19 protein-coding genes and 2 pseudogenes are annotated in these 25,498 nt (G+C 72.6%); 7 read left to right on the forward strand and 14 right to left on the reverse strand.

Translation table 11 applies throughout. The annotated features are described in order from the left end of the window. Positions 1-234 precede the first annotated feature (234 nt). Entirely contained in the window at positions 235-5,154 is a 4,920-nt protein-coding gene (locus tag ACIPXC_RS03340) for a DNA repair ATPase (RefSeq protein ID WP_401613017.1), read from the reverse strand. A gap of 97 nt (positions 5,155-5,251) precedes the next feature. Then, positions 5,252-7,336, reverse strand: coding sequence for an SPFH domain-containing protein (locus ACIPXC_RS03345; protein WP_401613019.1), 2,085 nt, complete (start codon positions 7,334-7,336; stop codon positions 5,252-5,254). A 367-nt stretch (positions 7,337-7,703) separates the two neighbouring features. Here ACIPXC_RS03345 and ACIPXC_RS03350 point away from each other — a divergent pair, with 367 nt between their 5' ends. Together ACIPXC_RS03350 and ACIPXC_RS03355 are read left to right on the forward strand one after the other, a co-directional pair. Beyond that, the gene (locus ACIPXC_RS03350; RefSeq protein WP_401613021.1) at positions 7,704-9,206 is read left to right on the forward strand and encodes an FAD-dependent monooxygenase; all 1,503 of its coding nucleotides are present in this window, start codon (positions 7,704-7,706) and stop codon (positions 9,204-9,206) included. 34 nt (positions 9,207-9,240) lie between these two features. Next, a complete protein-coding gene (locus ACIPXC_RS03355) occupies positions 9,241-9,846 on the forward strand; it encodes a TetR family transcriptional regulator (RefSeq protein ID WP_401613023.1) in 606 nt (201 codons plus the stop codon). A 266-nt stretch (positions 9,847-10,112) separates the two neighbouring features. Here the strand turns inward: ACIPXC_RS03355 and ACIPXC_RS03360 are convergent, their stop codons facing one another. Beyond that, positions 10,113-10,772 carry an HSP18 transcriptional regulator gene (locus ACIPXC_RS03360; RefSeq protein WP_401613132.1) on the reverse strand — a complete coding sequence of 220 codons (660 nt, stop codon included), beginning with the start codon at positions 10,770-10,772 and terminating at the stop codon, positions 10,113-10,115. Positions 10,773-10,899: 127 nt separating this feature from the next. On the opposite strand from ACIPXC_RS03360, the gene ACIPXC_RS03365 reads away from it, so the two are divergent. Both ACIPXC_RS03365 and ACIPXC_RS03370 read left to right on the forward strand, forming a co-directional pair. Then, positions 10,900-11,334, forward strand: a complete 435-nt coding sequence (locus tag ACIPXC_RS03365) for an Hsp20/alpha crystallin family protein (protein WP_401613024.1) — start codon at positions 10,900-10,902, stop codon at positions 11,332-11,334. 250 nt (positions 11,335-11,584) lie between these two features. Further along, on the forward strand, positions 11,585-11,758 hold the full coding sequence (locus ACIPXC_RS03370; protein WP_401613026.1) for a hypothetical protein: 174 nt from the start codon (positions 11,585-11,587) through the stop codon (positions 11,756-11,758). A gap of 149 nt (positions 11,759-11,907) precedes the next feature. Here ACIPXC_RS03370 and ACIPXC_RS03375 read toward each other — a convergent pair whose 3' ends face one another. From ACIPXC_RS03375 to aceA, 3 genes and pseudogenes are all read right to left on the reverse strand, one after another. Then, positions 11,908-12,819 (reverse strand): 3-hydroxybutyryl-CoA dehydrogenase, encoded by a 912-nt coding sequence (locus ACIPXC_RS03375; protein ID WP_401613028.1) that lies wholly within the window; start codon positions 12,817-12,819, stop codon positions 11,908-11,910. A gap of 23 nt (positions 12,820-12,842) precedes the next feature. Then, positions 12,843-13,352, reverse strand: a pseudogene (locus tag ACIPXC_RS03380) (malate synthase A); the annotation flags it as partial. Positions 13,353-13,432: 80 nt separating this feature from the next. After that, positions 13,433-14,731: an isocitrate lyase gene (gene aceA / locus ACIPXC_RS03385; RefSeq protein WP_401613030.1), complete on the reverse strand. Its 1,299-nt coding sequence runs from the start codon at positions 14,729-14,731 to the stop codon at positions 13,433-13,435. 368 nt (positions 14,732-15,099) lie between these two features. Between aceA and ACIPXC_RS03390 the strand changes: the two genes are divergently transcribed. Next, a complete protein-coding gene (locus ACIPXC_RS03390) occupies positions 15,100-16,506 on the forward strand; it encodes a short-chain fatty acyl-CoA regulator family protein (RefSeq protein ID WP_401613032.1) in 1,407 nt (468 codons plus the stop codon). Positions 16,507-16,648: 142 nt separating this feature from the next. Here the strand turns inward: ACIPXC_RS03390 and ACIPXC_RS03395 are convergent, their stop codons facing one another. Further along, positions 16,649-17,302, reverse strand: a complete 654-nt coding sequence (locus ACIPXC_RS03395; RefSeq protein WP_401613034.1) for a DUF1326 domain-containing protein — start codon at positions 17,300-17,302, stop codon at positions 16,649-16,651. A 216-nt stretch (positions 17,303-17,518) separates the two neighbouring features. Here ACIPXC_RS03395 and ACIPXC_RS03400 point away from each other — a divergent pair, with 216 nt between their 5' ends. Beyond that, on the forward strand, positions 17,519-18,349 hold the full coding sequence (locus ACIPXC_RS03400; protein ID WP_401613036.1) for a DUF2182 domain-containing protein: 831 nt from the start codon (positions 17,519-17,521) through the stop codon (positions 18,347-18,349). A gap of 112 nt (positions 18,350-18,461) precedes the next feature. Here the strand turns inward: ACIPXC_RS03400 and ACIPXC_RS03405 are convergent, their stop codons facing one another. The 7 genes and pseudogenes from ACIPXC_RS03405 to ACIPXC_RS03435 all read right to left on the reverse strand — a co-directional run bounded on the left by ACIPXC_RS03405 (position 18,462) and on the right by ACIPXC_RS03435 (position 24,103). Then, entirely contained in the window at positions 18,462-19,442 is a 981-nt protein-coding gene (locus ACIPXC_RS03405) for a 1-phosphofructokinase family hexose kinase (RefSeq protein ID WP_401613038.1), read from the reverse strand. A gap of 81 nt (positions 19,443-19,523) precedes the next feature. Further along, complete coding sequence (locus ACIPXC_RS03410) at positions 19,524-19,988, reverse strand: Crp/Fnr family transcriptional regulator (RefSeq protein ID WP_401613040.1); 465 nt, start codon at positions 19,986-19,988, stop codon at positions 19,524-19,526. Between the two features lie 527 nt (positions 19,989-20,515). Continuing rightward, positions 20,516-20,782, reverse strand: coding sequence for a metal-sensitive transcriptional regulator (locus ACIPXC_RS03415; protein WP_046775691.1), 267 nt, complete (start codon positions 20,780-20,782; stop codon positions 20,516-20,518). Positions 20,783-20,835: 53 nt separating this feature from the next. Next, complete coding sequence (locus ACIPXC_RS03420) at positions 20,836-21,420, reverse strand: rhodanese-like domain-containing protein (protein ID WP_401613041.1); 585 nt, start codon at positions 21,418-21,420, stop codon at positions 20,836-20,838. Positions 21,421-21,554: 134 nt separating this feature from the next. Next, positions 21,555-22,301, reverse strand: a complete 747-nt coding sequence (locus ACIPXC_RS03425; protein WP_401613043.1) for a sulfite exporter TauE/SafE family protein — start codon at positions 22,299-22,301, stop codon at positions 21,555-21,557. Beyond that, positions 22,298-22,657: a rhodanese-like domain-containing protein gene (locus ACIPXC_RS03430; protein WP_401613045.1), complete on the reverse strand. Its 360-nt coding sequence runs from the start codon at positions 22,655-22,657 to the stop codon at positions 22,298-22,300. The genes ACIPXC_RS03425 and ACIPXC_RS03430 overlap by 4 nt, the downstream gene beginning before the upstream one ends. A gap of 70 nt (positions 22,658-22,727) precedes the next feature. Next, positions 22,728-24,103 (reverse strand): annotated as a pseudogene (locus ACIPXC_RS03435) (rhodanese-like domain-containing protein). A gap of 526 nt (positions 24,104-24,629) precedes the next feature. On the opposite strand from ACIPXC_RS03435, the gene ACIPXC_RS03440 reads away from it, so the two are divergent. Continuing rightward, complete coding sequence (locus ACIPXC_RS03440; protein WP_401613047.1) at positions 24,630-25,472, forward strand: SDR family oxidoreductase; 843 nt, start codon at positions 24,630-24,632, stop codon at positions 25,470-25,472. The last annotated feature ends 26 nt before the right edge of the window (positions 25,473-25,498 follow it).

The following is a 25,498-nucleotide window of genomic DNA, read 5'->3' on the forward strand; positions in this document are numbered from 1 at the left end:
TGGCGCTTGTCGTTTTCCGGGTGTTTCGCACCGGCCGCCCGCCACCTCCCCGGCACCCCGATGTTGCGGAGGCCGGCGGCTTTCGTTCGTGCCGCTCCGGACGATCCGGCGGCCGTCCCCGGCACCCGTTTCCCGCACACCCGGGGGTTGGCGCGTGAGGTCTTCGAGGCGTACGCCCGCGACCACGGCCACCCGGGCGGGGCCTGACCCCGGACGATCCCCCTGCCTCGGGGCTCATCGGTGAGCGGGCTCGTCGGCTGCGTGCTCGCCCCGTTCCCCGCTCGGCCCGGTCTCCGCCTTCCTGAGGGCGCCTTCGAGGGCGGCGAGGCGGTCGGCGATGAGGTCGAGTGCGGTCACGGCCAGGACGAGCGGATCCCCGCCCGTGCCGCCCGCCTGCCGCCCGCGGACGTACGACGTGGTGATCTCCTCCCAGCGGGCCGCCTGCCGGGGGGAGAGGGACCCGCGGAGGGCGGCAAGCTTGAGGAGGTTGGCCTCGGCCCCCGTGGTCAGGGTCTGTGCCTCGGCGGTGTAGTGGTCGTCGATCACCGCGTTCAGTTCGGCGTCGTTCATGGCGGCGGAGATCCGGGCCGCGATCCTGTTCATGCTGCGGTAGGAACCCTGGAGCAGGAACGGGGGCTCGGTGCGGTCGGCGTCGTTCTGGGCGGCCGAGGCGATGTAGGCGGCGTTGACCGCGAGGACGGTGGTCCGGGCGGCCACCAGCCTCCGGAGCACGTCGAGGACCTCGGCGAGTTCCATCGGGGCGTAGGGGTGGGTCAGGCGGTCGGCGCGGGCGGTCGGGTCGCCTTCGGCGAGGCGGACGAGGAGGCCGAGGTCGGCGCGGTCGCGTCCGGCGAGCGGGGCGAGGACCGGATGCGAGGTCAGGGCGTTCTCGACGAAGCTGAAGGCGAAGGCGTCCTCCTTTCCGGTGAGGACGTCGCCGAGGTTCCACACGTCGGCCCGGTTGGCGAGCATGTCGGGTACCTGGAAGCGCTGCCCGGACTGGGTGTACGGGTTGCCCGCCATGCAGACGGCGAACCTCTTCCCCCGCAGGTCGCGGCCGCCCAGGGTGCGGGTGGTGTCGCACAGCGGGATGAACTTCTGGAGCAGTTCGGGGGAGGTGTGCTGGATGTCGTCGAGGTGGAGCAGGACGTTGTTGCCGGCCTCCAGGGCGAACGCGATCTTCTCCAGTTCGCGGCGGGCCGCCTCGTCGGGGGCGGCGTCCGGATCGAGGGAGGTGGTGGCGGGACCGAGAGCGGGACCGTCGACCTTGACCAGGAGCAGCCCGAGGCGCTGGGCCACGTACTCCATGAGCGTCGTCTTGCCGTACCCGGGCGGGGAGAGCAGCAGGAGCAGTCCGTGGGTGTCGGTGCGCTTGGCGTCGCCGGCGGCCCCCAGCTGCTTGGCCAGGCTGTCGCCGACAAGGGGGAGGTAGACCTCGTCGATCAGCCGATTGCGGACGAAGGACGACATGACGCGCGGTCGGTGGGCGTCCAGTCGCAGCCGCTGGTGTTCGGCCGTGACCAGAGCGGTGCGCTGACGCTGGTAGGAGCGGAAGCCCGGCTCGTCGGTCCGCGCGAACTCCGAGGTCCGGGAGAGGAATTCGTCCAGACGCAGCTCCAGCGCGCCGTCGACGACGCGGGAATGGGTGCCGAGGAGCCCGTTGACGATCTCCGTGGTGGCGCCGTCGGCTGTGTAGCGGGTCAGGGACGGGCACAGCTCCACGGCGGTCGCCTCGGCGAGGTCTCCTTCGTCGACCTCCTCGCCGGTCGAGGCCGCGTACGCGCCGAGCCAGGCCTCCACGAGTTGCCGGCGTTCGACCGGATCGGCCAGGGCCGTCAGGTCCTCCGCATAGGAAGCACCGTGCGTCTGGACACCGTGCCTGAACCCGTCGAGGAGTGATCCGGCGGCGGCCGACACCGCGAAGCCCGCCGGGCCTGAGGTGAGTTCTTCGAAGAGGTAGGCGGCGCTGCGGTCGGGGTGTACCGGGCCGGTGGCGAAGGCGGCGACGGCGCGGGCCAGCTCGGCCTGGAACTGGCCGAGTGCCGGGCTGGCTCCGAAGACGGCGCGGGCGCGGGCCAGTGAACCCGCCCGCCGGCCGAGGGCCGCGCGTTCGGCGTCGGTCAGAGCGTGGGCCCAGAAGAGCACGGCGGCGGCACGGTCTGGTGCCGGATGGCGGAGGGAGCCGGCGGATGCGTGCAGCCGGAGGACCGCGCGCAGGATGGCGGTGGCGTCGTGGTCGTGGACGCCGCGTTCGAGGCCTTCGTCGTACGCGGCCTCGGCGGCCCGCCGTACCAGCCGGTCGAGTCCGTCTCCGGCATCGGCCAGCACTCCGGGCCCGTGGTCCGCCAGCAGCCGGGCGGCCAGGTGCTCGGCCCGGTAGACCTTGCTCGACTCGCTCGGCAGTACGCGGTCCCAGTACGGTCGGGTGGCGGCGAACGCGGGGTCGGTGACCGGGCGCCGGTAGTCGGTGCCGGCCAGGGCGAACGCCATGCCGTCCTGGTGCGGTACGAGCGTGAGGTCGGCGGGCTGCCGGGTGACGGCGAACAGGTGCCGGCCCAGCCGGATCGTCCCGCCGTCCGTCGAGTAGAGGTCGGCGCGGTCGCGCAGGGCGCGTCCCGCCTCCTGCCGGGCGGCCGCGAGCCGGCCGGTCAGCTCCTCCGCCCGTACCGCGTCGCCGAGTTCCCGGAGCCGGCCGATGCTGCGGTGCAGACCGGTCACCAGGGGGTCGGAAGCGAAGAAGGTGTTGACCTCGTCCTCGTCGGTGAGGTCCGACGCCCGGCGGGCCACGGTCTCCAGTACGCGGTGGGCGGAGTGCGAGAGGGCCTCGGCGCGTCGGGCCCTGGCGTCCTGGAGGCCCTGGCGGCGGGAGGAGAACGCGTCGTGCACCTCGGCACGCTTCTCGGCGATCTCGGTGAGGAAGTCCTCCTGCTCGGCGAAGCGCGCTTCCAGGTTCTCCAGCCGGAGCAGGAGGCGGGCGAGCTGGGCGTCGCACTGCTCAGGGGTGTCGGCGGCGGCCAGGGCGCCGGTGACGGTCTGGCCCAGGAGCGCGAACTCGGCGGTGAACTCGGCGACCCCCTCCTGGCGCAGGAGTTGCAGCCTGCGGGTGTCGACCGTCGACCGGGCCCGGTTCAGGTCCGCCAGGGCGTCGGCCACCCGCTCCAGGACGGTGATGCGTACGGTGGCGTCGCCGACGTCCAGGCCGGACACGACCTCGGTGAGCTGTTGCAGCCCGAGGACGTGGCCCTCCAGCCGGCGACGCAGCGGTTCGGCCTCGGCGACCGTGGTGACCGTCCCGGCCTCGGTGACGAGCCGGTCGGCCTCTGTCCCGTACGCGGCGAAGGCGTCCTCGCGCTGGAGCTGGGTCATGGCCCGGTGAGCGGTGGATTCGATGGCGGCGGACACGTCCACCGCCAGGGCTTCGATGCCGGTCGTGTCGGCGTACCGCATGTCCCGGAGGGTGACCAGGTGCCCCTGGGCGCGGCGCAGTTCGGTGATGCGGTCGATCCACTCCTCGGCGGCTGCCGGGGCCTCGCCGCGGATGCGGCGGATCAGGGCGGTGGCGGTCCGGTGTGCTTCCGCGAGCGCGTCGGCCGCCCGCCCGGTCAGGCTCCGGACGGTCTCGAACTCCTCCAGGATGCCCGTGGTGGTCGTGCGGACGGCCGCCAGCGGACCGCTCAGGTCGGGGCCGCCGGGGTCCGCTTCCGTGAGCTCCGCGAGCCAGGGGAAGCGGTCCGCGGTGCGGGTGCAGGAGGCGAGCAGCGACTCGTACATCGCGGCGGCGGTCGCGGTGGAGGCGTCCCGGGTGTCGGCGGCCTGCCGGGCGATGGCCAGGGTGTCGGCGACGGCGCGGACGAGTTCGGGGTTGCCGATGCGGGCGAGCGGCCCGTCGGCGGGAGCGGCCGCGGGATGCAGGTCGGACGTGAAGGGGGTGGACCAGGTCTGCACGGCGTGCGCCCGTGTCGATCGGGCCGGGTCCGGGCGCAGGATCAGCACGGTGCCGTCGTCGAAGCGGGCGTGGCCGTGGCAGGGGAGCGGGGCGGTGACCTCCTTGCGGATCAGGTTGTAGGGGAGCAGCAGGCTGCGCCCGCCGTGCCGGGCCCGGAAGACGAAGAGCAGGTCCTCGCCGTTCGGGGCCGCGACGGACTGCTCGAACTCCAGGTCGGTGGTGTCGGTGTCGAACGTCCTGACGTTGCCGGAGGCCAGGCAGTACCCGCCGGGGAATACGATGCCCTCGTCGTCCGGGAGGCGTCGGCAGGACCCGCCGATGCCGTCCAGGCGGGCCACGGTGCTCGTGAGGGCGTTGTAGACCAGGTGGCGCCGGACCTGCTCCTTGTAGGGCAGGACACGCAGGAGCACCAGCGGGCCTACGACGGCGTACGCGATCTCCGCGTCCGCGAGGGACTGGAGGGCTTCGTCCACGGGCTCGCGGTGGAGGGCCGCCTCCGACCCGGTGTCGTTCTCGTTCTTGACGGTGAGGGAACCGCCGACCGTCGACACGAAGACGCGACCGTCGACGCAGACGTGCGGGTGGCGGCCGGTGACGTGGTCCTCCCGGGTGGTCGCCTGCCACTGGATGTCGTGCGGGGGAGGCAGGACGTGGTCGCGCTCGCCCTGGGCGTCCAGGAAGCGGGCTTCGCCGGAGGTCGTGACGGACCAGCGCAGGACGCGGATGTCCTCGGTCCGTTCGCCGGTGCGGAAGACGGCGAGCAGCCTGCCGTCCACGTGCCGCAGCCGCTGCAGTCGGGCGTCGTGGTAGTAGCGGTGCAGGGTCTGGAACTCGTGGCGGAAGGCCGGGTCGTCCAGGAGGCCGGGCACGGCGTCCTCGGGGAGCGGGTTCAGGTCGCGGTCGTACAGGGCGAGAACGTCGTGCACCTCCGCCTCGCCACTGCCGCCGCCACCGCCGCGGCCGGCGGACCGGTCGTAGCCGAAGAGGAGGTGGTCGCCCACAGCGATCAGGTCCACGGCGGTGCGGCTGTCGTCCGTACGCAGCTGCCCGGACCCGGTCAGTGTGAGTCCCGACGAGCCGAACACCGCGACCCGGGCCTCGTTGAGGGCTTCCGCGCCCCGCGCCAGGTCCCGGGCCTGGGTCGCGAGCCGGTCCCGCAGTACCTCGTACGTCCCCGTGTCCGTGCCCGTGTCCGTGCCCGTGGTCATCCGTTCTGCTCCTTCGCGTACAAGATCGTGATGTGGCCGGGAGGCCGCCGAGCCACGCTCGGCTGCCTCCCGGCCGGTGACCGCACCCCCGTGGCGGTCAGCTTCTGGCGGCGGCGCCGTTCACCGAGGCCGGCCGGGCCGAGTCGGCCGTCGCCGCCGCACCGGCGAGTTCGCTCACCGGCAGGTCGGCCAGGCCCAGATCACGTACCTTGGCCATCAGTTCGTCCAGCTGCCCCGAGCCCGCGGGCATGAGCTTCATCAGCAGGGCGGAGACGCTGAGATTGCGTACGTCGGAGGTGGAGACGGCGCCCAGGGCGCGGGTGAGGTCCTCGGTGAAGGAACCGCTGCCGTCCAGCCAGCCGGCCGTCAAGGTGCGTGCCGTCTGCGAGCTGTCCATGAACCCGTCGACGGCGCGACCCATCGACATCGCGCCCACGATGCGGTCGAAGAACGCGGTCTCCCCTCCGACGATGCTGATGTCGGCGCTCTCCAGCCCGGTCGCGAGCACCGTGGCCTGGGCCTCGGCCACCTGCCGCTGGGCGTCGAGGCCGGCCAGCCGGATCTCCTTCTCGGCCTCCAGCCGCAGCCGGTACTCCTCGTGCGTCCGCGAGGCTTCGTCCAGGGCGGCCATCGCCGCAGCCTTCTCGGTCAGGCCGGACGCCTCCGCCTTCAGCTTTTCGCCGATGCCCACCGCCTCGGCCAGCGCCAGCTCCCGGGCACCGTCCGCCTCGGCCCTCAGGCGCGCCGCCGTGGCCTCGGCCTCGGCCCGGCCGGCCTTCTCGATGACGCCGGCTTCCTTCTCCCGTACGGCGACGGCGGCCAGACCCTGGGCGGCGGCCTCCGCCTGGATGCCCTCGGCGAGGCGGATCTTGGCGCGGGCGTCGAGGTCGGCGGCCTTGTTGCGGGCCTCGGCCAGGGTCAGTTCCTCCGCTGCCCGGTGCACGGCCGCCTGCTCGGACGCCTCGGCGGCCTTGATGTCCTTGACCAGTCGCTCCTGGGCCTCGGCCTCGGCGGCGATGACGACCGCCTGCCGGGTGCGTTCGGCCTCCTCCACCGCCCGGAGCCGCTTGATGGACTCCTCCTGCTCGGCGACCGTCCGGTCCACCGCCACCCGCTCGCGCACGACCTCGGCGATCTCCCGCCGCTCGGTCTCCACTTCCTTGGCGGCCGAGATCCGCGTCAGTTCGGTCTCCCGGTCCCGCGCGATGACCTCCAGCAGCCGGTCCTTCTCGATGCGCTCGTTCTCGATCGCGATGACCCGTTCGCGGTTCTTCGCCGCGACGGCGACCTCCCGGGCCTGGTTCTCCCGCTGGACGCCGAGGTGCTCCTCCGTCTTCAGGAAGGCGGTCTGGGAGCGCAGCCGCTCCTCCTCCACCACCCGGGCGATCTCGGCCTCCTCGCGGGCCCGTGAGGTCTCGATCTCGCGCCGCTGCTTGATCTCGGCGTCCGCCTGCCGGCGCTCCAGTTCGAGGATGGCCTCGCGGGCGTCGACGTTCTGGCGGGTGATCTCCTTCTGTTCGTTCTGCCGGGACTCGTTGGTGCGCACGTTCTCGATGGCCGTCAGCTCGGTGATCTTGCGGATGCCCTGGGCGTCGAGGATGTTGCCCGCGTCGAGCTGGGCGAGCGGGGTCTGCTCCAGGTAGTCGATCGCCGCGTCCTCCAGGCTGTAGCCGTTGAGGTCGATGCCGATGATCTCGATGATCTTGAACCGCAGTTCGTCGCGCTTGGTGTAGAGGTCGGTGAAGTCCATCTGCTTGCCGACGGTCTTCAGCGCCTCGGAGAACTTGGCGTTGAACAGCTCCTGCAGTGTGGCCTTGTCGCTGGCCCGGGCCGTTCCGATGGCCTGCGCGACCCTGATGACGTCCTGCGCGGTCTTGTTCACCCGGACGAAGAACGAGATCCGGATGTCCGCGCGGATGTTGTCCCGGCAGATCAGTCCGTCGCGGCCGGTGCGGGAGATCTCGATGGCCTTCACCGAGATGTCCATGACCTCGGCCTTGTGCAGGACGGGCAGGACGACCTGACCGGTGAAGGTGACGTCCACCCTCCGCATCCGCGACACGATCAGGGCCTTGCCCTGCTCGACCTTTCGGAACAACCGGGTCAGGACGACCACCACGACGAGCGCGACGACCAGGAGACTGAGGATGAGCAGGCCGAGACCCGACGTGATGGCATCCATGAGGAATCCCCCCTTGAGAGTGATTGCCGGCGTGGCGCGGACGACCCGCCGCAGGCGGGCGGACGCCGTGGGCTGTAGGCGGACGGTCGACCGAAGGCACCGGGCGAACGGAACACGCACGCTTCCAGCCCCCCCGTCCGGCATCCACCGCGCATGGCCACGCGATTCCAGCGCCCGGCAGGTTGAACCTGGGGGCGCCCTGGAATCCCCATACTGTCTTGGACTTTGAGATTCCGTCATTGCCGGTGTCCGGCAATCTTTACGTCTCTTTGATGCGAGCCCGAATCTGTCAGGCGGCGCAGCTGGTGACGCACAGGCTGATAGTCGCTAACATTTGTTAGTGAATACCTCACGAGAGGAGTCGGTCATGCGGTCGAGCACGGTCGTCGTGGTCGGGGCGGGGCCCACCGGCCTGACATTGGCGTGTGCACTGCGGGCGGCCGGGGTGGACGTCCGGGTCCTGGACGGGGCGTCCGGTCCCGCGCACACGTCGCGTGCACTGGGCGTCCAGCCGCGGGGAGCCGAGGTGCTCGACAGGGTCGGGGCGCTCGGTGACCTGCCCGAGCGATCGGTCTCGATCGGCCAGGTGGCCACCTACGTCGACGGCAGGCTCCTGGCCCGGCTCCCGGTCGGGCGGCGCACCGACCTGGTGACCCGTCCCGGCCTGCTCGTCTCCCAGGCCGAGGTGGAGGCGCGCCTCCGGTCCCGCCTGGCCGAGCTCGGGACCGCCGTCGAGTGGCGAAGCGAGGTCACGGACCTGCGTCAACAGACCGAAGGGGTCGTGTTGAACTGCGGGGACCGAGAGATCCGGGCCGCCTGGCTGGTGGGGTGCGACGGGGCGCACAGCCGCGTACGCAAGGCCGCCGGGATCGGATTTCCCGGCGTCCCCCTGGTCGAGCGCTTCCTGCTGGCCGACGTGACCGTCCGCCTGCCCCAGCCCAGGGACGCCGTCGCGGTCTGGCTGCGCGGTGACGGCATGCTCGGGGCGTTCCCCCTCCCGGGGCGGGACGTCTGGAGGCTGATGGCACCCGTGCCGGCCGGCGCGGCGGACGCCGAGGCGGCCCGTCCCGCCGATCTGCTCGCCGAACTGCTGGCAACGGAGGCGGGCGTCCCGCGAACCCTGATCCAGGAGGTCCACTGGGAATCGGTCTTCCGTATCCACCGGCGCCTGGCCCCGGCCTACCGGCACGGCCGCGTCCTGCTGGCCGGGGACGCCGCGCACATCCACAGCCCGTTCGGCGGGCAGGGCATGAACACCGGTCTCGGCGACGCCGAGAACCTCGCCTGGAAGCTCGCCCTGGTCGCGACCGGTCGCGCGGGCAGCGGCCTGCTCGACACCTACGAGGCCGAACGCCGGCCCGTGGCCAGGGAGGTCCTGTCCTCCACCAGCGCCATGACCGGGCTCGTCGTCGGGGCGACGCCATGGGCCCGCTTCCTGCGCGACCGCGTCTTCGTGCCCCTGCTGAACCAGCCCGCGGTCCAGCGCCGGATCTGGGAGAAGTCCTCCCAGCTGACCCTCACCTACCGACGGGGACCGCTCGGCTCCGGCCGGCGCGCACCCGCGCGGGGCCCGCGCCCCGGGGACCGGATCCCCGACCGTCAGTGCACCCGCCCCGACGGCGTCACGACCCGCCTGTACGAGGAACTGCGCGGCCGATGGGCGCTCCTCGTACCCGCAAGCGTGACATCGGCCTGGGACGAAGTCGCGCGCAGACACCTGGGAACCGGCCTCGTCTCCCGACTCGCCACGGGGGAAGGCGACCGGCGGGAGGTCCTGCTCGTACGCCCGGACGGACATCTCCTCTGGCGCGGTACGTCACCCCCGGCCATGGACGAGGCGCTGTCGCGGATACTCATGACCGACACGTGACGGGAAAGCAGAACCGGCGGAGGCGGCAGTTCCCATGACGGCATCACCCACCCCGGTCCCCGGACTCCGCGAGCGGAAGAAGGCCCGGACCCGCCGGACCATCCAGGAACACGCCCTGCGTCTCTTCCTGTCCCAGGGCTTCCAGAACACCACCGTCGAGCAGATCGCCGCCGCGGCCGGGGTGTCGCACATGACCTTCTTCAGGTACTTCCCGACCAAGGAATCCGTCGTCGAATCCGACGACTACGACCCGCTGATCGCTCGACTCATCCAGGAACGCCCGGCGCACGAGTCCGACCTCGTCGCCCTCCGCGAAGCTCTGCTGCACGGGCTGCGCGAGGTGTACGGGGCGGGGCGGGAGGCGCTGCTCGCCCGGACCCGGCTCATCCTGACGACGCCGGCCCTGCGCGCGCGTACCTGGGACAACCAGTACGCGACACAGCTCCTGTTCGCGCGGGCACTGCAGGCCCGCGATCCGGAAGGGGACGAACTGGCCCGGCGGGTCGCCGCCGCGGCCGCTCTCGCCACCGTGACCACGGCCCTGGCGGCGTGGGTCGAAGGCGATGGTGCGCGGGCGCTGCCCGACCTGGTGGACGAGGCGTTCCGGGCACTGTGCCGGGAAGCCGACGGGCACGGGTGATCCCGGCACACGGTGACCGGCCGCCGCGGTGGCTCGCCCGGGGTGTGCGCCAGTCTTCCCGGGGGCTGTGCCCGCGTCGCGGATTCACTGCTGCCGGCCCTGAACGTGACCGTCCGGCGGTGGGTGCGGGTCCACGGGGAACAGGGCCCCGGCGCCGGTGATCCCCAACAGGCGCTGGAGCTGCCGGCGGGTGTTCGTCCATGGCGATCACTCCTCGGATCGCAGCCCTCCGGCCTGTCCGCGGGCCGGTCGAGGGGCATGACGGATCACGCGTTGCGCTGGTCGTGGGTGTCCTGGCGGAGCCGGTCGGTGTGGCGGGTGAGGGCATCGATGCGTTCGGCGAGCTCGGCGTCCTCGGGCCGCAGGTGGGCGCGGGTGTCGGTCAGGGGGCGGACGAGGCGGGCGGCGTCGTTGTCGGCGAGCGCCTGGTTCAGGTCGCCGATGGCGCCCTCTGCGCTGGTGGGGAGGTCGGTGAGGGCGGTGACCTGGCCGGCGAGGCGGCGTAGGTCGGCCGCGTTGCCGCGGGCCCAGGCGGTCACCGTCCGGTCGGCGGCCCGTGTGTCACGGGTGGCCTGGACGCGTTCCTCGCCGGTGCTCCCGGCCTTGCCGGGGCGCATGCGGAGGTAGCGGCGTTCTGCGGCCTGCCGGCTGGCGACTCCGAGAGGGCCCGCGAGGTCGGCCCAGCTGGCGCCCCGGCCGCGGGCGGCTTCGATCAGGCCGGTTTCCCAGCCGGCGAGCTGCTCGCGGACCTCGCGCAGCATCAGCAGTGCGGCCAGGGCCGGGTGCGGGCCCGCGTCCTGGGCGGACGCCGCCGGGCTGCTCGTGGGCGCCTGCCGCGCGCGCTGGACGGCCTCGTTGATGGTCTCCAGCGCCGCCGCGGCGGCGAGGAGGGGGACGGGTGCGGTCGGGTCCGCGGCCTCGGTCATGGCGGTCTCCGGATCTGTCATCCTCCAGATGACGTCTTGCTTGTCATCGTTTCGATGACATGTTACAACGGTGGCACGTTGAAGCGCATTGGCAGTTTCTGCCTGAACCGACTGGAGGTGTTTCGCGATGTTGATGCGCACTGACCCGTTCCGCGAGATGGACCGGATCATTCAGCAGCTCTCGGGTGCGTCGGGGACGTGGTCGAAGCCGTCCGTGATGCCCATGGACGCCTACCGCGACGGTGACGCGTACGTGATCGCCTTCGACCTCCCCGGTGTGAGCACCGAGGCGATCGACATCGACGTGGAGCGGAACATGCTGACCGTGAAGGCCGAGCGCCGGCCCACGGGCAAGTCCGACGGCGTCCAGATGGAGCTGTCCGAGCGGCCCCTCGGCGTCTTCTCCCGCCAGGTCATGCTGGCCGACACCCTCGACACCGAGCACATCGCGGCCGACTACGAGGCGGGTGTCCTGACCCTGCGGATTCCGATCGCCGAGCGCGCCAAGCCGCGGAAGATCGCCATCGGCGGCGACTCCGGCCGCAAGCAGATCTCCGGCTGACCAGGCCGCCACCAGCGGCGGAGGACGGGGAACCCGCCCCCTCCGGCACCCCGTCCTCCGCACCCCCGTCCCCTTCGCCCCTCCCCGGGAGGTGACGTGACCCCGGTCACCCGCGAGGTCGTCCGGAAGCCGGACCGGACCGGGTCCGCCGCCCCCGCGTCCACGCGGGCCGACCCGTTCGCATCAGGATCCCGACAGGAATCCCGCCGGACCCTCGCCACGGCGACGGCCCGGCGGGATCCTCACTACCGTGACCACTCGCTCGCGCCCCGACCGTGGCATCCGCCGGACCGTAGTGGCTCTCGGGGCGGCCGGACTGACCGTCATCACCGCCGGTGCCGTGCTCGACGCCCTGTGGCTGCTCGGCATCGGCGTCTGGGGCCTCATCGCCGCGATGCTGATCGAGCTGGTCTACAGGCCGTAGACCAGCACCCCACAGCGTGCTCCGCCGGATCGACGAGACCGGCGCCGGCGGGAACAGCGGGGGGCGGGGCGTGACGACACCACTCGTCACGCCCCGCCCCTTCCTCAGCTGCCGGGGCACCCTCAGAGCCCGGGCGGCGCACCGGGACCTCAGTCCCGGGCGTACGTATGGAACCCCCGGCCGGTCTTGCGGCCGAGCAGCCCCGCCTGGACCATGCGCTGGAGCAGCGGGGGCGGGGCGTAGAGGGGTTCCTTGAACTCGTCGTAGAGGGATTCCGCGATCGCGGCGACCGTGTCCAGGCCGATGAGGTCGGCGAGTGCGAGCGGGCCCATGGGGTGGGCGCATCCCAGCACCATGCCGGTGTCGATGTCGGCGGCACCGGCGTACCCGGACTCGGCCATGCGGATCGCCGAGAGGAGGTAGGGGACCAGCAGGGCGTTGACGACGAATCCGGCCCGGTCCTGGGAGCGGATCGCGGTCTTGCCGAGGGTGTCGCGGACGAGGACCTCGACGGTACGGGTGACCGCCGGGGTGGTGTGCAGGGAGGAGACGATCTCCACGAGCGGCAGGACGGGGACGGGGTTGAAGAAGTGGAGGCCGAGTACGTGGTCGGCGCGGCGGGTGGCCATGCCGAGCCGCATGACCGGGATGGCGGAGGTGTTGGTGGCCAGGATCGCCTCCGGGTCCTCCACTATCTTGTCGAGTGCCGAGAAGATCTCGATCTTGGCATCCGCGTTTTCGGTCACCGCCTCGATGACGAGCTGCCGGTCGGCGAGATCGTCGAGGTCGCCGGTGAACAGCAGGCGGGCCAGGGCGTCCTCGGCGCTGAGGCGGTCGAGCTTTCCGCGTTGGACGGCACGTTCCAGTGAAACGGCCACCCGCTCCCGGGCCGTGCGGGCGGCCGTCGCGTCGGCTTCGGCGACGACGGTGTCGAGACCGGCACGGGCGCAGACCTCGGCTATGCCGGCACCCATCTGCCCGCCGCCGACGATCCCCACGCGCTGTGTGGAGAGCGCCGGGGCCGGGTGCGAAGGGGCGTTCACGCGGTTCACGCGGTTCACGCGGTCACCGACCCGGTGGCGAGGCCGCGCGGGCGGACCATGATCGCGGCGAGGTCCGTGCCGAGGCGGTACTCCCTGCCCTCCGGGGTGGTGAAGTCGATGCGCCGCTCGACGGCGTCGAGCAGAGTCAGCTGGCCGCGGATGATGTTGTCCCAGGTGGGTGCGGTGGCGTCCTCGAAGTCGGCCATCCACAACCTTGGCGCCGGAGTTCAGGGCGTTGACGGCCATCCGGCGGTCGGGAGGTTCCGGTGATCTCGACGCGCCGGTCGACGAGTCCGGGCGCGGGCGGAGCCACCCGCCCAGTCGGGGTCGGCGCGCACCCCCGAGGTGGCGCGGGAGAAGTCCAGGGGCGTGCCCGAGGCGAGGTTGCCGGCCCGGCGGCGGCGCTCCTTGAGGATGTCCGGGCGGCGGTCCGCGAACGCGGCGTCGAGGCGGGCGACGAAGTCGAGCGCCTCCGGGGTGAGGATCTCCTCGTGGCGCTCGGCCGGTGCGCCGAGGATCCGGACACCGGCGGTCAGGTACGTGGACGACATGCGGTTCTGCTCCTCGGCGTGGGGTGGTCGGCGCCCGGAAGTGGCCCCCGGGCGCCGTCGGTCGCGGGGGAGTGGCGTTCCTAGTGGAACTGCTCTTCCTCGGTGGAGCCGGCGAGGGCGGTGGTGGAGGAGGCCGGGTTGACGGCGGTGGAGACGAGGTCGAAGTAGCCGGTGCCGACCTCCCGCTGGTGCTTCACGGCGGTGAATCCCAGGGCCTGCGCGGCGAACTCGCGCTCCTGGAGGTCGACGTAGGCCGTCATACCGTGTTCGGCGTAGCCGCGGGCGAGGTCGAACATGCCGTGGTTGAGGGAGTGGAAGCCGGCCAGCGTGATGAACTGGAACTTGTAGCCCATGGCGCCGAGTTCGCGCTGGAACTTCGCGATCCGGTCGTCGTCCAGCGCGGCCTTCCAGTTGAAGGACGGTGAGCAGTTGTACGCGAGCATCTTCCCGGGGTGCTCCGCGTGCAGGGCCTCGGCGAACTCGCGGGCCTGGGCGAGGTCCGGAGTGCCGGTCTCCACCCAGATGAGGTCGGCGTACGGGGCGTAGGCGAGACCGCGGGCGATGACGGGAGCCATGCCGTTCTGCACCCGGTAGAAGCCCTCGGAGGTGCGCTCGCCGGTGGTGAACCTGGCGTCCCGCTCATCGACGTCGCTGGTCAGCAGGTTGGCGGCCAGGGCGTCCGTACGGGCGATGATCAGGGTCGGGGTGTCGGCGATGTCGGCGGCGAGGCGGGCCGCGTTCAGGGTGCGGACGTGCTGCGAGGTCGGGACGAGGACTTTCCCGCCGAGGTGGCCGCACTTCTTCTCGGAGGCGAGCTGGTCCTCGTAGTGGATGCCGGCCGCACCGGCCGCGATCATCGCCCGGGTCAGCTCGAAGGCGTTGAGCGGGCCGCCGAAGCCCGCCTCGGCGTCGGCGACGATCGGCGCCAGCCAGTCCGTCGTGTCACCGCCGCCCTCGGCGGTGGCGATCTGGTCGGCGCGCAGCAGGGCGTTGTTGATCCGACGGACCACCTGGGGCACGGAGTTGACGGGGTACAGGGACTGGTCGGGGTAGGTGTGGCCCGCCTGGTTGGCGTCGGCGGCGACCTGCCAGCCCGACAGGTAGATCGCCTGCAGGCCCGCACGGACCTGCTGCACGGCCTGTCCACCGGTGAGCGCACCGAGGGCGTGGACGTAGTCGAGCTCGTGGAGCTGACGCCACAGCCGCTCGGCGCCGCGCCGGGCCAGGGTGTGCTCCTCCCGGACGCTTCCCGACAGCCGGACGACATCCTCGGGGCTGTAGGTGCGCTCGATGCCCGCCCACCGCGGGTCCGTGGCCCACCGCTGCGCCAACTGCTCGGCCGTCGCCGTCGCCGTCGCCGTCGTGTTCGTGTCTGTCATGACCGTCACCGTCTCCATCAGTGGTTACTGCCAATGTCCGTCCATGGAGACGGAGAGTTGGCACTGTGTGCCCTGATCTTGGGTCGCGGCCGCCGAAACGCCGGGGAGGAGCTGAGCAACGGTGCAGGTCAGCCCAGTTGAAACTGCCGGGATCTCCGACGTCAGGGCGTGAGTCGTGCCCGAACTGTCCCCTGGGCCGCCGGGGTCCGGCGGGCCGCACGACAGACTCTGACAGCGGCACGCAGTGCCATCAATGAGGTACGGGTGCCAAGTTCTGCGAATCTTCCCGGACGGAATTGCCAAGGTTGCAAAGGCCGGCCGCGGGAGAATCGCGCGTAGCCTGAAGCGGGACGAGCCGAAGGAGCCGGGTGAGCAAGACGTATGCGGGAGCGCGGCTGCGCAGACTCCGTGAGGAGCGCCGCATGACCCAGGCCGATCTGGCCAGGGTGCTGGGCATCTCGCCGAGCTACCTCAACCAGATGGAGCACGATTCCCGCCCGCTCACCGTGCCCGTCCTGCTGCGGCTCACCGAGGCGTTCGGGGTCGACCCCGGGTTCTTCTCGGAGCGCGACACCAGCCGCCTCGTCGCCGATCTCCGCGAGGCGCTGGCCACCGAGGTCGCCGAAGCCCGTGTCTCCCCCTCCGACCTGGCCGAACTGGCCACGCGGATGCCTGCCGTCGCATCCGTGCTGCTGGACCTGGGCCGGCGGAGCCAACTGCTGGCAGAGCGGCTGGCCGACACCGCGGACGGCCGGGACGTGGCGGGCGGCACCGCACCGCGCTCACCGCACGAGGAGATCCGGGAGTTCTTCTACCGCCGCCGGAACTACCTCCACGACACCGACCTCGCCGCCGAGGCCCTGGCCCGGCAGATAGGCCTCCGTCCCGGGGAGGTCGTCCGGGCGCTGTCGGACCGCCTCACCGGCCACCACGGGATCCGGCTGGCGACCGGTTCCGACCGCCTCCACCACTTCGACGCGCAGGCGCGGGTCCTGCACCTGTCCGGCCGGCTGCGCCCGGGCCAGCAGGCGTTCCGGATGGCCACCCAGCTCGCCCTGCTGGAGTACGGGACGGAGCTGGACCGGCTGGCCGCCGAGGACTTCCCGGCCGGCTCCCCGGCGCACCGGCTGGCCCGGATCGGCATCGCGAACTACTGCGCGGCCGCGCTGATCCTCCCGTACGGCGCCTTCCACACGGCCGCCGAGGAGTTCCGGTACGACATCGAGCGGCTCACCGACCACTTCGGCGTCGGCTACGAGACCGTCTGCCACCGTCTCAGCACCCTGCAGCGCCCCAGGCTGCGCGGGGTGCCCTTCTCCTTCGTCCGGGTCGACCGGGCCGGGAACATGTCCAAGCGGCAGTCCGCCACCGGATTCCACTTCTCCCGCGCGGGCGGCACCTGCCCGCTGTGGAACGTCTACGAGGCCTTCGCCGCGCCCGGCCGCATCCACGTCCAGGTCGCCGCAATGCCCGACGGGCAGCGGTACCTGTGGACCGCGCGCGCCGTGACCCGCCACCGCGGCGGCTGGGGCGAGCCCGGCAAGACCTTCGCGATCGGGCTCGGCTGCGAGATCCGGCACGCCTCCCGGCTGGTCTACTCCGACGGCCTCGACCTCGACAACACGGGGGCCGCCACCCCCATCGGCATGGGCTGCCGGCTCTGCGAACGCCTCGACTGCCCCCAGCGGGCCGTGCCGCCCCTCGGCCGGCCCCTGGCCGTCGACGAGAACAGCAGCACCTTCATTCCCTACCCCGTGGCCCCCGACCGGGCGTGAGCATCATGGCCGGGCCCGGCCGCCGGGCCTCCGCCCCGGTCACCGGATCCCCGGCCCGTACGCCGTGCAGGACGTGTGCCGACACCCCGCACCCCGCACCCCGGAGCGCTGGTGCACGCTGAACGCCGTCGTCGCCGTGTGCTCAGCCGGGGCCGGACCAGTCGAAGGTGATGGTCTTGCTGGACCGGCCGGTACGGTTCCAGGTGAAGCCGAAGGCGTCGGCCCGGTCGGTGGTGGCGCGGCCCCAGGTGGCGAGCTGGCCGGGGCCGGTCTCGGAGCCCGGGAGATTGGTCGACTGCACGCGGGCGCCGTCCGGGGTGGTCGGACCGGTGAGCGCTTCGGCGCGGGCCTCCACCCGCCCGGGGACGCTCGCCCGCCAGGCGGCCAGGTCGTCGTCGATCTCCACTTCTATGGGGGCGAAGTCCATGCCCCTCACCTCGAAGGCTCCCATGGTCACCAACTGCTGGGGCCAGCTGCCGGCCCGCCCGCTGAAGATCATCTCCAGGGCTCGGCGCTGACCGTCGTCGGCCCGCTCGTCGAAGATGAACGCGGCGTACGAGTCCGAGTGCTCGGCCCAGACGTTGCCGACGAAGGAGCCGAGCATCACCATGTTCAGGCCGTCCAGCCGGACATCGCCGTAGCTGCCCTCGCGGATGTGCCACACCAGGATGCCTTCGCAGTCGCCCGTGGTCGGCGGCTGGGCGAACGAGCACGGACACGGAATGCTGCACTTGCAGACGTCGAACCAGTCGCCCGCCAGGCGCCAGGTCGGCACGGTCTCTGTCGCCTGGGTCATCGCTCTCACTCCTCACACGGCCATGGGGGCCGGGCCCGGGAGCGGAGCGTCGGACCGGGGGCGATCCGCGTTCCTCCGACCGCGCCCGGGGGCCGGAACGGGTCGATTCTCTTCCCCACCTCCATGGTGCGCCCATGCAGCCGGGGCAGCCAGGGGCCGCAGTGTTGCCGTCGCCGGAATCCGTGATGTGCTGGAAGGGTCCGATGGGAGTGGGTCATGCACACCGGTCATCGGCCGAACGCGAAGGGGCCCCCTCTGCGGCCCGGAGTCCTGCCGCCGTTCCGCGACCTGGCGCTCGCCTGGTCGCTGATCGTCCTGATCGCGGCCCTGGCCTGGTTGCTCACCGTGGACCAGGCCCGGGGCATGGGGGTCGGTCCCGGCACGATGGGGATGGCGCTGCCGCTGTTCCTCGTGCTGTGGCCGGCGATGATGGCGGCGATGATGCTGCCCTCCGTCGCCCCGGTCGCCGTGACCTGGGCCAGGGGGATCGCACGCACGTCCGGCGGTGCCGTACGGGCGCTGCGCACGACCGCCTTCCTCTCCGGCTACCTGGTCGCGTGGACGGCGTTCGGTCTCGTCGCCTACGGCGGGCTGGCGCTCACCGGTGGCCTGGTCGACCGGGACCCGGATGCCGGGAAGTGGATCGGCGTGGCGGCGTTCGCGCTGGCCGGGCTGTACCAGCTGGGGCCGCTCAAGGACATCTGCCTGCGGCACTGCCGCAGCCCGATGGCCCAGCTGATGCGGTACGCCTCCTACCGGCCGCGGCTGCGCGACCTGAGGGTGGGGCTGCATCACGGCGCGTACTGCGTCGGCTGCTGCTGGGCCCTGATGGTCCTCCTGATCCCGCTCGGCGTCATGAACCTGGCCGCCATGGCGGGAGTGGCGGTGCTGATCTTCCTGGAGAAGCTCTGGTCCCGGGGGCCGCAGCTCGCCCGGGTGGCCGGCCTGGTGTTCCTGGTACTGGCCGTGCTGGCGCCCTTCCAGGACTGGCTGCTGCCAGGACTGCAGGACTCGATGACACCGACGACGCCGATGACGCCGATGTGAGCACCGTGCCGGCCCGGGGGCGGGTGGTGCGGCCGGGTCCGCGGGCCGAGTGCGGGCGAGGCGGCTTCGCCTCCCGCGCCGGACGGAGTGCGACCGGGCGGTGGTTCACCGATCAGCCACGGGTGGCGGTGCGCACCTGTGGGCGCAGGGACCGGGCCACCTCCACGTCGAAGGGTTCGGTGCTGGGGGTGAGCATCGCCGCGGCGGCCGTGGCCACTCCCAGCGCGCAGGCGCTGACGGGATCCTCGCCGGCGGCCAGTCGCGTGGTGAGGGCGGCGACCATGCTGTCTCCCGCCCCGGCATCGCTCAGGGGCTCGCCGGGCAGCGGCGGTGCGTGGAGCTCGGTGTGGCCGTGCTCGGTCGAGCACAGCGCGCCCAGCGCTCCGAGGGTGGTGACGGCGATCTCGGCGGCCCCCGTGGTGAGCAGGCGCTCGTTGAGGGCTCGGGCGTCGTCGAAGCCGCTGACGGGATGGCCGGTCAGGCTCTCGGCCTCGGTCCGGTTGCACCGGAACAGGAACACGCCCTCGGCGAGCGCTGCCGGGAGCGCCGGCCCGGAGGTGTCGAGGACCAGCCGGGATCCGGCTTCCCCGACCCGGCGGGCGACGGCCGCGTAGTAGTCGTCCGGCAGCCCGGCGGGCAGGCTGCCGCTGGCGACGACGTACGAGGGACTGCCGGTCACCAACCGCTGCAGCACGTCCAGGCACCGCTCGCCCTCACGCCGGTGCAGGCGCGGGCCGGGCGGCACGACGTGGAAACTGCGACGCGATTGCGTCTCGAAGAGCACGAGCGCTTCGCGGGTGTCGTCGACGATGTCGACGGCGACGTGGTCGATGCCCTCTTCGTCCAGCAGCCGGTTGACACGCAGGCCGACCTCTCCTCCCGCGGTGTGGACGGCGGTCGCCCGTCCGCCGAACCGCGCGACATGACGGGCGACATTGATCCCTCCGCCCCCGACGGCCACCGACCTGACCCGGGCACGGTTCTTCCCGACGCCCTCCAGGCGGCCGACCTCCCAGCAGAGATCGATTGCGGGATTCATCGTCAGGGTGACGACCGGCTGACCGGCGGTACGCGACGGGGTGGAGGAGGTCATGGCGGAGTCCTCAGCGTGCGTTGCGGCGTTGCGTGCGTGAGTGACCCGCGTGCGTGTGCGGGTGGTGCCAGGTGCGGGTGGTCACAGGAAGCTTCCACTGCCGTACGGTGCGTACAGGTCGAGCAGGCGGGTCCGGGTGGCCTGCAGCCGCTGGGCGAGGACCTGACCCACCCAGTGGCCGACGGCGGAACCGAAGACGGGATCGGATTCCATGAGCATCCGGACGCTCCCGGCGTCGAACTCGTAGGCGCGCACAGGAGTCATCGCCTCCGCCCCCAGCCGCCAGGCGTACGGCCTGAACAGCCATGAACAGCCGACGAGTGCGCCGGGACCGAGGCTTTCGACGACCGCGGCGCGCCGACCGGGGACGTGGACGTCCAGAGTGACGGTGCCGGACCGGACGATCCAGAACCTGTCGGCGTGGCCGCCTTCGCGGAACAGGCGCGTTCCCTGGTCGAAGGTGACCTCCTGGGCCATCTCCATCAGGCGGGTGCGGCAGTCCGCGGGCAGTGCCACGGCGATGCGGGTGGGTGACGGGGTGCTCATCGACGACCTCCGATGCGATTCCCTCTCCAGTCTCTCCGCCCGGCCGTCTCCGCGCATGGGCCCTGTGGTCCCCGCCGGGGCCGAACGTCCCGGGTCCGGGAGCCGGGCCGCCGGGGACGTTCGGCCCCGGTGGGGTCCATGCCGCGGCCGGGACGGTTCCCGAGTTCGAGCCGCGCCGGCTCCTCGTCGGGCCGGAGGAAGGCCTTCAGCGGGTCGCTGCGGCTGACGACGCCCTCCAGCATGCCCGGCCGGTTCACGACGGGCAGGCGACGATCTCCTTGTCGGACGCCTCGCGGCCGATGCCGACGGCCGTGTGTGTCATGACGTCACTGATGGTGTACCGAGATACGCCGAGATGCGCCGGGGTGCGCTCACGGGCAGGTACCGGCGGGCCACGGCGAGGGCCCGGCCGGCCCTGGGCCGGACCCGGCCCCACGGGTGTCGGGCGCCGACGGATACCGGGTCGGGCCGGGGTCGGGCCGGGGTCGGGCCGGGGTCGGGGCCGGGGTCGGGGCCGGGGTCGGACGTCAGGCGAGGGCGAGGAAGAGCTTTTCGAGTTCTTCCTCGGTCATGGGCGCCTGGGTCTCGTCGGCGTTGTTCATGCACTGGCGCATGCCGCTCGCGACAATCTTGAAGCCGGCGCGGTCCAGTGCCTTGGAGACGGCCGCGAGCTGGGTGACGACGTCCTTGCAGTCCCGGCCGGCCTCGATCATCGCGATGACGCCGGCGAGCTGCCCCTGGGCGCGGCGGAGCCGGTTGAGGACCGAGCTGACCGCGTCGTCGTCGACCTTCACCGGATTCCTCCTTCTGGGTGTGCTGTCCGCCCCCATGGTACCCCAGGGGGTATTCACCTCCGGTGCTGCCGATCGAGGAGGGCCGCGAGGGCGGCATCGATGTCGGCGCGCCGCGGACGGTTGTGGGGAAGCCTGGCGAGTACGGCGGCCATACCGCAGCTGTCGGTGACGGCGGAGAAGGCCAGGCCGCCGGCGACGGCGGCGGAGACCAGCCGGAGGGCGGGGTGGATCGGGCCGAGTCCGAGGCCCGCGAGGACGAGCGTGCCGGCGGTCAGGCGGACCTGGCGTTCCATGCCCCACGGCAGGCGCGAGGCCTGCTCGGGACGGTGGAGGTCGTGTCCCGCGGCGGCCCAGGCGCCGGTGCCCCCGGTGAGGGTGGCGGTGTCGACGCCGTGCTCGGCGAGCGTGGTGCGGGCGGTGTCGGAGCGTGCGCCGGAGGCGCAGACGACCAGGATGTCGCCGTGGCCGGCGGCGTGGCGGATGGCGGGGAGGGCGCGGGAGAGGTGATCGAGGGGGATGTTCAGAGCGCCGGGCAGGTGACCTGTGGCGTACTCGCCGGGAGTGCGGACGTCGAGCACGATGAGGTCCTGCAGGCGGGGGAGGGCCTGTGCGGGGCTGAGGGCGTGGGGGGCGGTCATGACGGACTGTCTCCTGGTGGGGTGTCGGGGGTGTCGGGGGTGTCGGGGGTGGCGGTGGTGTCGGGGTGTCGGTGGTGTCCGCGTGCGGATACCGGATACCGGATACCGGGCGGCGGTGCGGGGACCCGTCGCCGTCAGCGGATCGTGTCGGCGAGCATGAAGGCCGCGACGCACAGCAGTACGACGGCGAAGGTCCGTTGCAGGACCCGGCCGGTGACGGCGGCGGCAAGGCGCCTGCCGTCCCAGGCGCCGAGCACCGCCGCCCCGGTGAAGGGCGCGACGACCGCCCAGTCCAGGGGCGTGGCGCCGCCGGTGCGGACGGTGAGCGCGGCGAGCGAGTTGACGGTGATGACGAGCAGGCTCGTCCCGATGGCCGCCCGCATCCTCAGGCCCAGCACCCCTACGAGGGCGGGGACGGCGAGGAATCCGCCGCCGACGCCCAGGAACCCGGTGACCGCGCCCAGGCCCGCGCCGGCTCCGGCGGCCCGTACGGGGCGCACCGGGCGGGACCCGTCCTCGTACGCGGGCGACGTGAGCATGCGCACGGCGGCGAGAGCGGCGACGGCCGCGAAGGCGGCGGTGAGCAGCTGCGGGGGCAGTCGTGCGGCGAGGACGGCCGCTGTCAGGGCTGCGGGGATGCCGGCGGCCGCGAAGAGCAGGCCCGTTCTCCAGCGGACGTTGCCGGAGACGGCATGGGAGTACAGGGAGGTGGCGGAGGTGATGGTGACGATGATCAGCGACGCGGTGGTGGCCGCTGCCGGGGTGAAACCGAGCAGATAGATCAGTGCCGGGACCGTGAGCACGCTGCCGCCGCCCCCGAGCGCGCCGAGTGCAAGACCGACGACGGCTCCCGAGATCAGGGCGAGGACGAGCGTGCTCACGCTATCGAGCCGCTGTTCCCGTGGCCGTCGACGACGGGCAGCCCTGCTGCGGCCCAGGCGTTCATGCCGCCCCGGACGTCGACGGCCGCGGCTCCCCGTCCGGTCAGGAGCTTCGCGGCCCGCTGCGACCGCTGCCCGGAGCGGCAGATCACGATCAGCGGCCGTCCCTGTGCCGCCGGGGGCAGGGCGGCTCCCGCCTGCAGGGCGGAGAGCGGTGCGTGCACGGCGCCCGGTGCGTGGCCGGCCGCCCATTCCGCGGGTTCGCGTACGTCGAGGAGGACGGCGCCCTCGCCCCGGGTACGCAGGTGGGCATCGGTCGGAGTCACGCGGGCGGGGCCGCGTCGGAAGAGGAACATGGTCGGGGTCCTTCTCTCGTCAGGACGGGGGCGGGGGGGGTGAGGGGTGGGGAGGGGCGTCGGACGGTCGTCAGCGCCGCGACCCGGGTCCGGCGACGATGGGGAGGCCCGCGCTGCGGGCCGCGTCGAAGGAGTCGTCGACGGCCACGACGTCGCGTCCGGCGGCGTCGAGCAGGGAGGCGGCGATGCCCGCGCGCATCCCGCCCGCGCAGTGGACCCAGACGACTCCGGCCGGGACTTCGCCCTGGCGCCGGTGGAGCTGGTGGATGGGGATGTGCACCGAGTCCTTGATCCAGCCCGTCGCGCGCTCGGAGTCCCGTCGTACGTCCAGCACGATCCGGTGGTCGCCGGGGTCCGGGGCCGCGAGGTCGGTGAACGTGGCCCGTGGGAAACTCCGCAGCTCCTCGTCCGCTGAGATCCATCCGGCGGGGTCGCCGGTGGCAGCGGCGGCGGGACGGTCGATTCCGACCCGGGAGAGCTCCCGCTGGGCCTTCGCCAGCTGCTCGGGGGATTCCGCGAGGAGCGTGACGGGCTTGCCCCAGGGGATCAGCCACGCCAGGTAGGTCCCCAGCTTCCCGTCGGCCTCGAAGTTGAACGACCCTGCGACGTGCCCCTGGGCGAACGCGATGCGGTTGCGCAGATCGACCACCCACTCCCCGGCGGCCAGGCGGGTGGCGATGTCGGCGGCGTCCGCCACCGGGGGTGCGGTGAGGTCGACCGGAGCCGGACCAGCGGCGTTCATCGGGCCCATGTGGGCGTAGTAGGCGGGCACGTCGTCGAGTCCGGCCAGCAGGGCGGCGACGAAGTCGTCGACGTCCTGGACGAGGGCGTCGTTGCCCGACTTCTCCTTGCCGATGGTGGTGGCGCTGCCGTCGGCCTGGGCGGAGGAGCAGAAGCTGCCGAACCCGTGGGTGGGCAGCACCTCGGTGTCGTCCGGCAGTTCGGCGGCCAGCCGGTGTGCGGAGGCGTGCTGGGCGCGGGCCAGTTCCTCGGTGAGGCGGGGCTCGACCAGGTCCGGCCGTCCCACCGTTCCGATCAACAGGGAACCCCCGGTGAAAACGGCAGCGGCGGCTCCCTCTTCCTCCAGCACGTAGGAGGTGTGGTGGGGAGTGTGGCCGGGAGTGGCCAGGGCCCGCAGCGTGATCCCCCCGTCCACGGTGAAGGTGTCGCCGTCATGGACGGGGTTGCGGGTGAAGGACACCCTGGCCGCGGCGGGCACGTGGTGGACCGCGCCGGTGAGGCGTGCCAGGTCCGGCCGCCGGACACGTAGTCGTTGTGGATGTGGGTCTCCACGACGTGCGAGATCCGCACTCCGCGCCGAGCGGCGGCGGCGAGTACCTGGTCGATGTCGCGCGGCGGATCCACCGCCACGGCCGTGCCGGTGCCGCCCGCCAGGTAGCTGCGGTTGCCGAGCCCTTCCAGTTCAAGGGTGTCGATGAAGAACACGCTGTCGCTCCTTCTCGTGGGAATTACCCCCGGGGGTATATCTCGAGCGTAGCACTAATACCCCTGGGGGTATTTTCGACGGTGTGGGCGAGGAGGGGCGACGGTGTGGGCAACGGGGGGGCGACGAGGGCCGACGGTCCGGCCGGTCCGGCTGGGGCGGCTGTGCGCGCGGTTGTTCAGGAGGCTTCGAAGGAGCCCCGCACGCAGCCCCGATCCGGGCGTCGGCCCGGTGGCGCGGGGCGGCTTCGACCGGCTGCGGAACGGTCGCAGGGGGCTCGGCGACCGCTCGGGGCGGCACGGCCGGCGGGCAGGTCAGGGGCCGCCGGTACTTGGCCCGTGCGATACCGATGCGCTGCCACTGGCCGCCCGAGATCTGGTGGCCGCCCCGGCAGTACCGTGCGCGCCCGTACGTGCGCCCGCGCGCCTCCGCGCGCCCCAGCGGGAGGTGGTGACGGCGGGCTCCCGCGCCCCGACCATGACCGTCACCACCACAGTCCGAAGGCGGCTCAACGGTCACGGGGGAACGATGGGACGACGACGCTGGCTGGTCACCGGGTGCTCCTCCGGGCTCGGGCACGCGCTTGCCACGGCCGCGGCGCGGGCCGGGCACGAGGTGGCGGTCACCGCGCGCAAGACCGCCGACCTGGAGGACCTCGCCGCCGCCTGGCCGGGCCGCGTCGTGCCGATCCCGCTCGAACTGCGGGACGCAGCCTCCTGCGAAGAGGCCGTGCGGCGTGCCGCCGACCGTCTGGGCGGCATCGACGTCCTCGTCAACAACGCCGGTGTCGGACTGTTCGGCGCGGTCGAGGAGGTCTCGGACGCCGAGTTGCGCGACCAGTTGGAAACCCTGGTGGTGGGCCCGTGGCGGCTCGCCCGGCTCGTCCTGCCGCTGATGCGGCCCCAGGGTCACGGCCACATCGTCAACGTCTCCTCCGTGGCCGGCCGTACGGCGTTCCCGGGCCTGGCCGCGTACGTCGCCGGCAAGCATGCCCTGGAGGGCATGAGCCAGGCCCTGGCCGTCGAGGGTGCCCCGCACGGCGTCCGCGTGACGGTGATCGAGCCGGGCATGTTCGCCACCCGCTACGGCACGTCCATGACGCAGGCGCACCGGCGGATCCCGGCCTACGACGTGACCAACCGCGAGATGCTCGACGGAGCGCGGGGCCTGGCGGACAACCCCGAGACCGGTCGCCCCGAGGACTTCGCCGCGCGGGTCCTGGGCGTCGTCGAGGCCGAGGGCCCCACCCCGCTGCGGATCCCGGTCGGCGAGGACGCGTACGGCTACCTGGAAGTGGCCGACGAGGCCTGGCACGAGGAGTTCGCCGCGGCCCGGATCCTCACCCGGCGACCTCCCCCGTCGTCGGCCTGAGCACGGCGGCCCGTCGGCGTGAGGCA

Origin of the sequence: Streptomyces sp. NPDC090021, assembly GCF_044748225.1 — a bacterium.
In the GTDB taxonomy this organism is placed as follows: Bacteria; Actinomycetota; Actinomycetes; order Streptomycetales; family Streptomycetaceae; genus Streptomyces.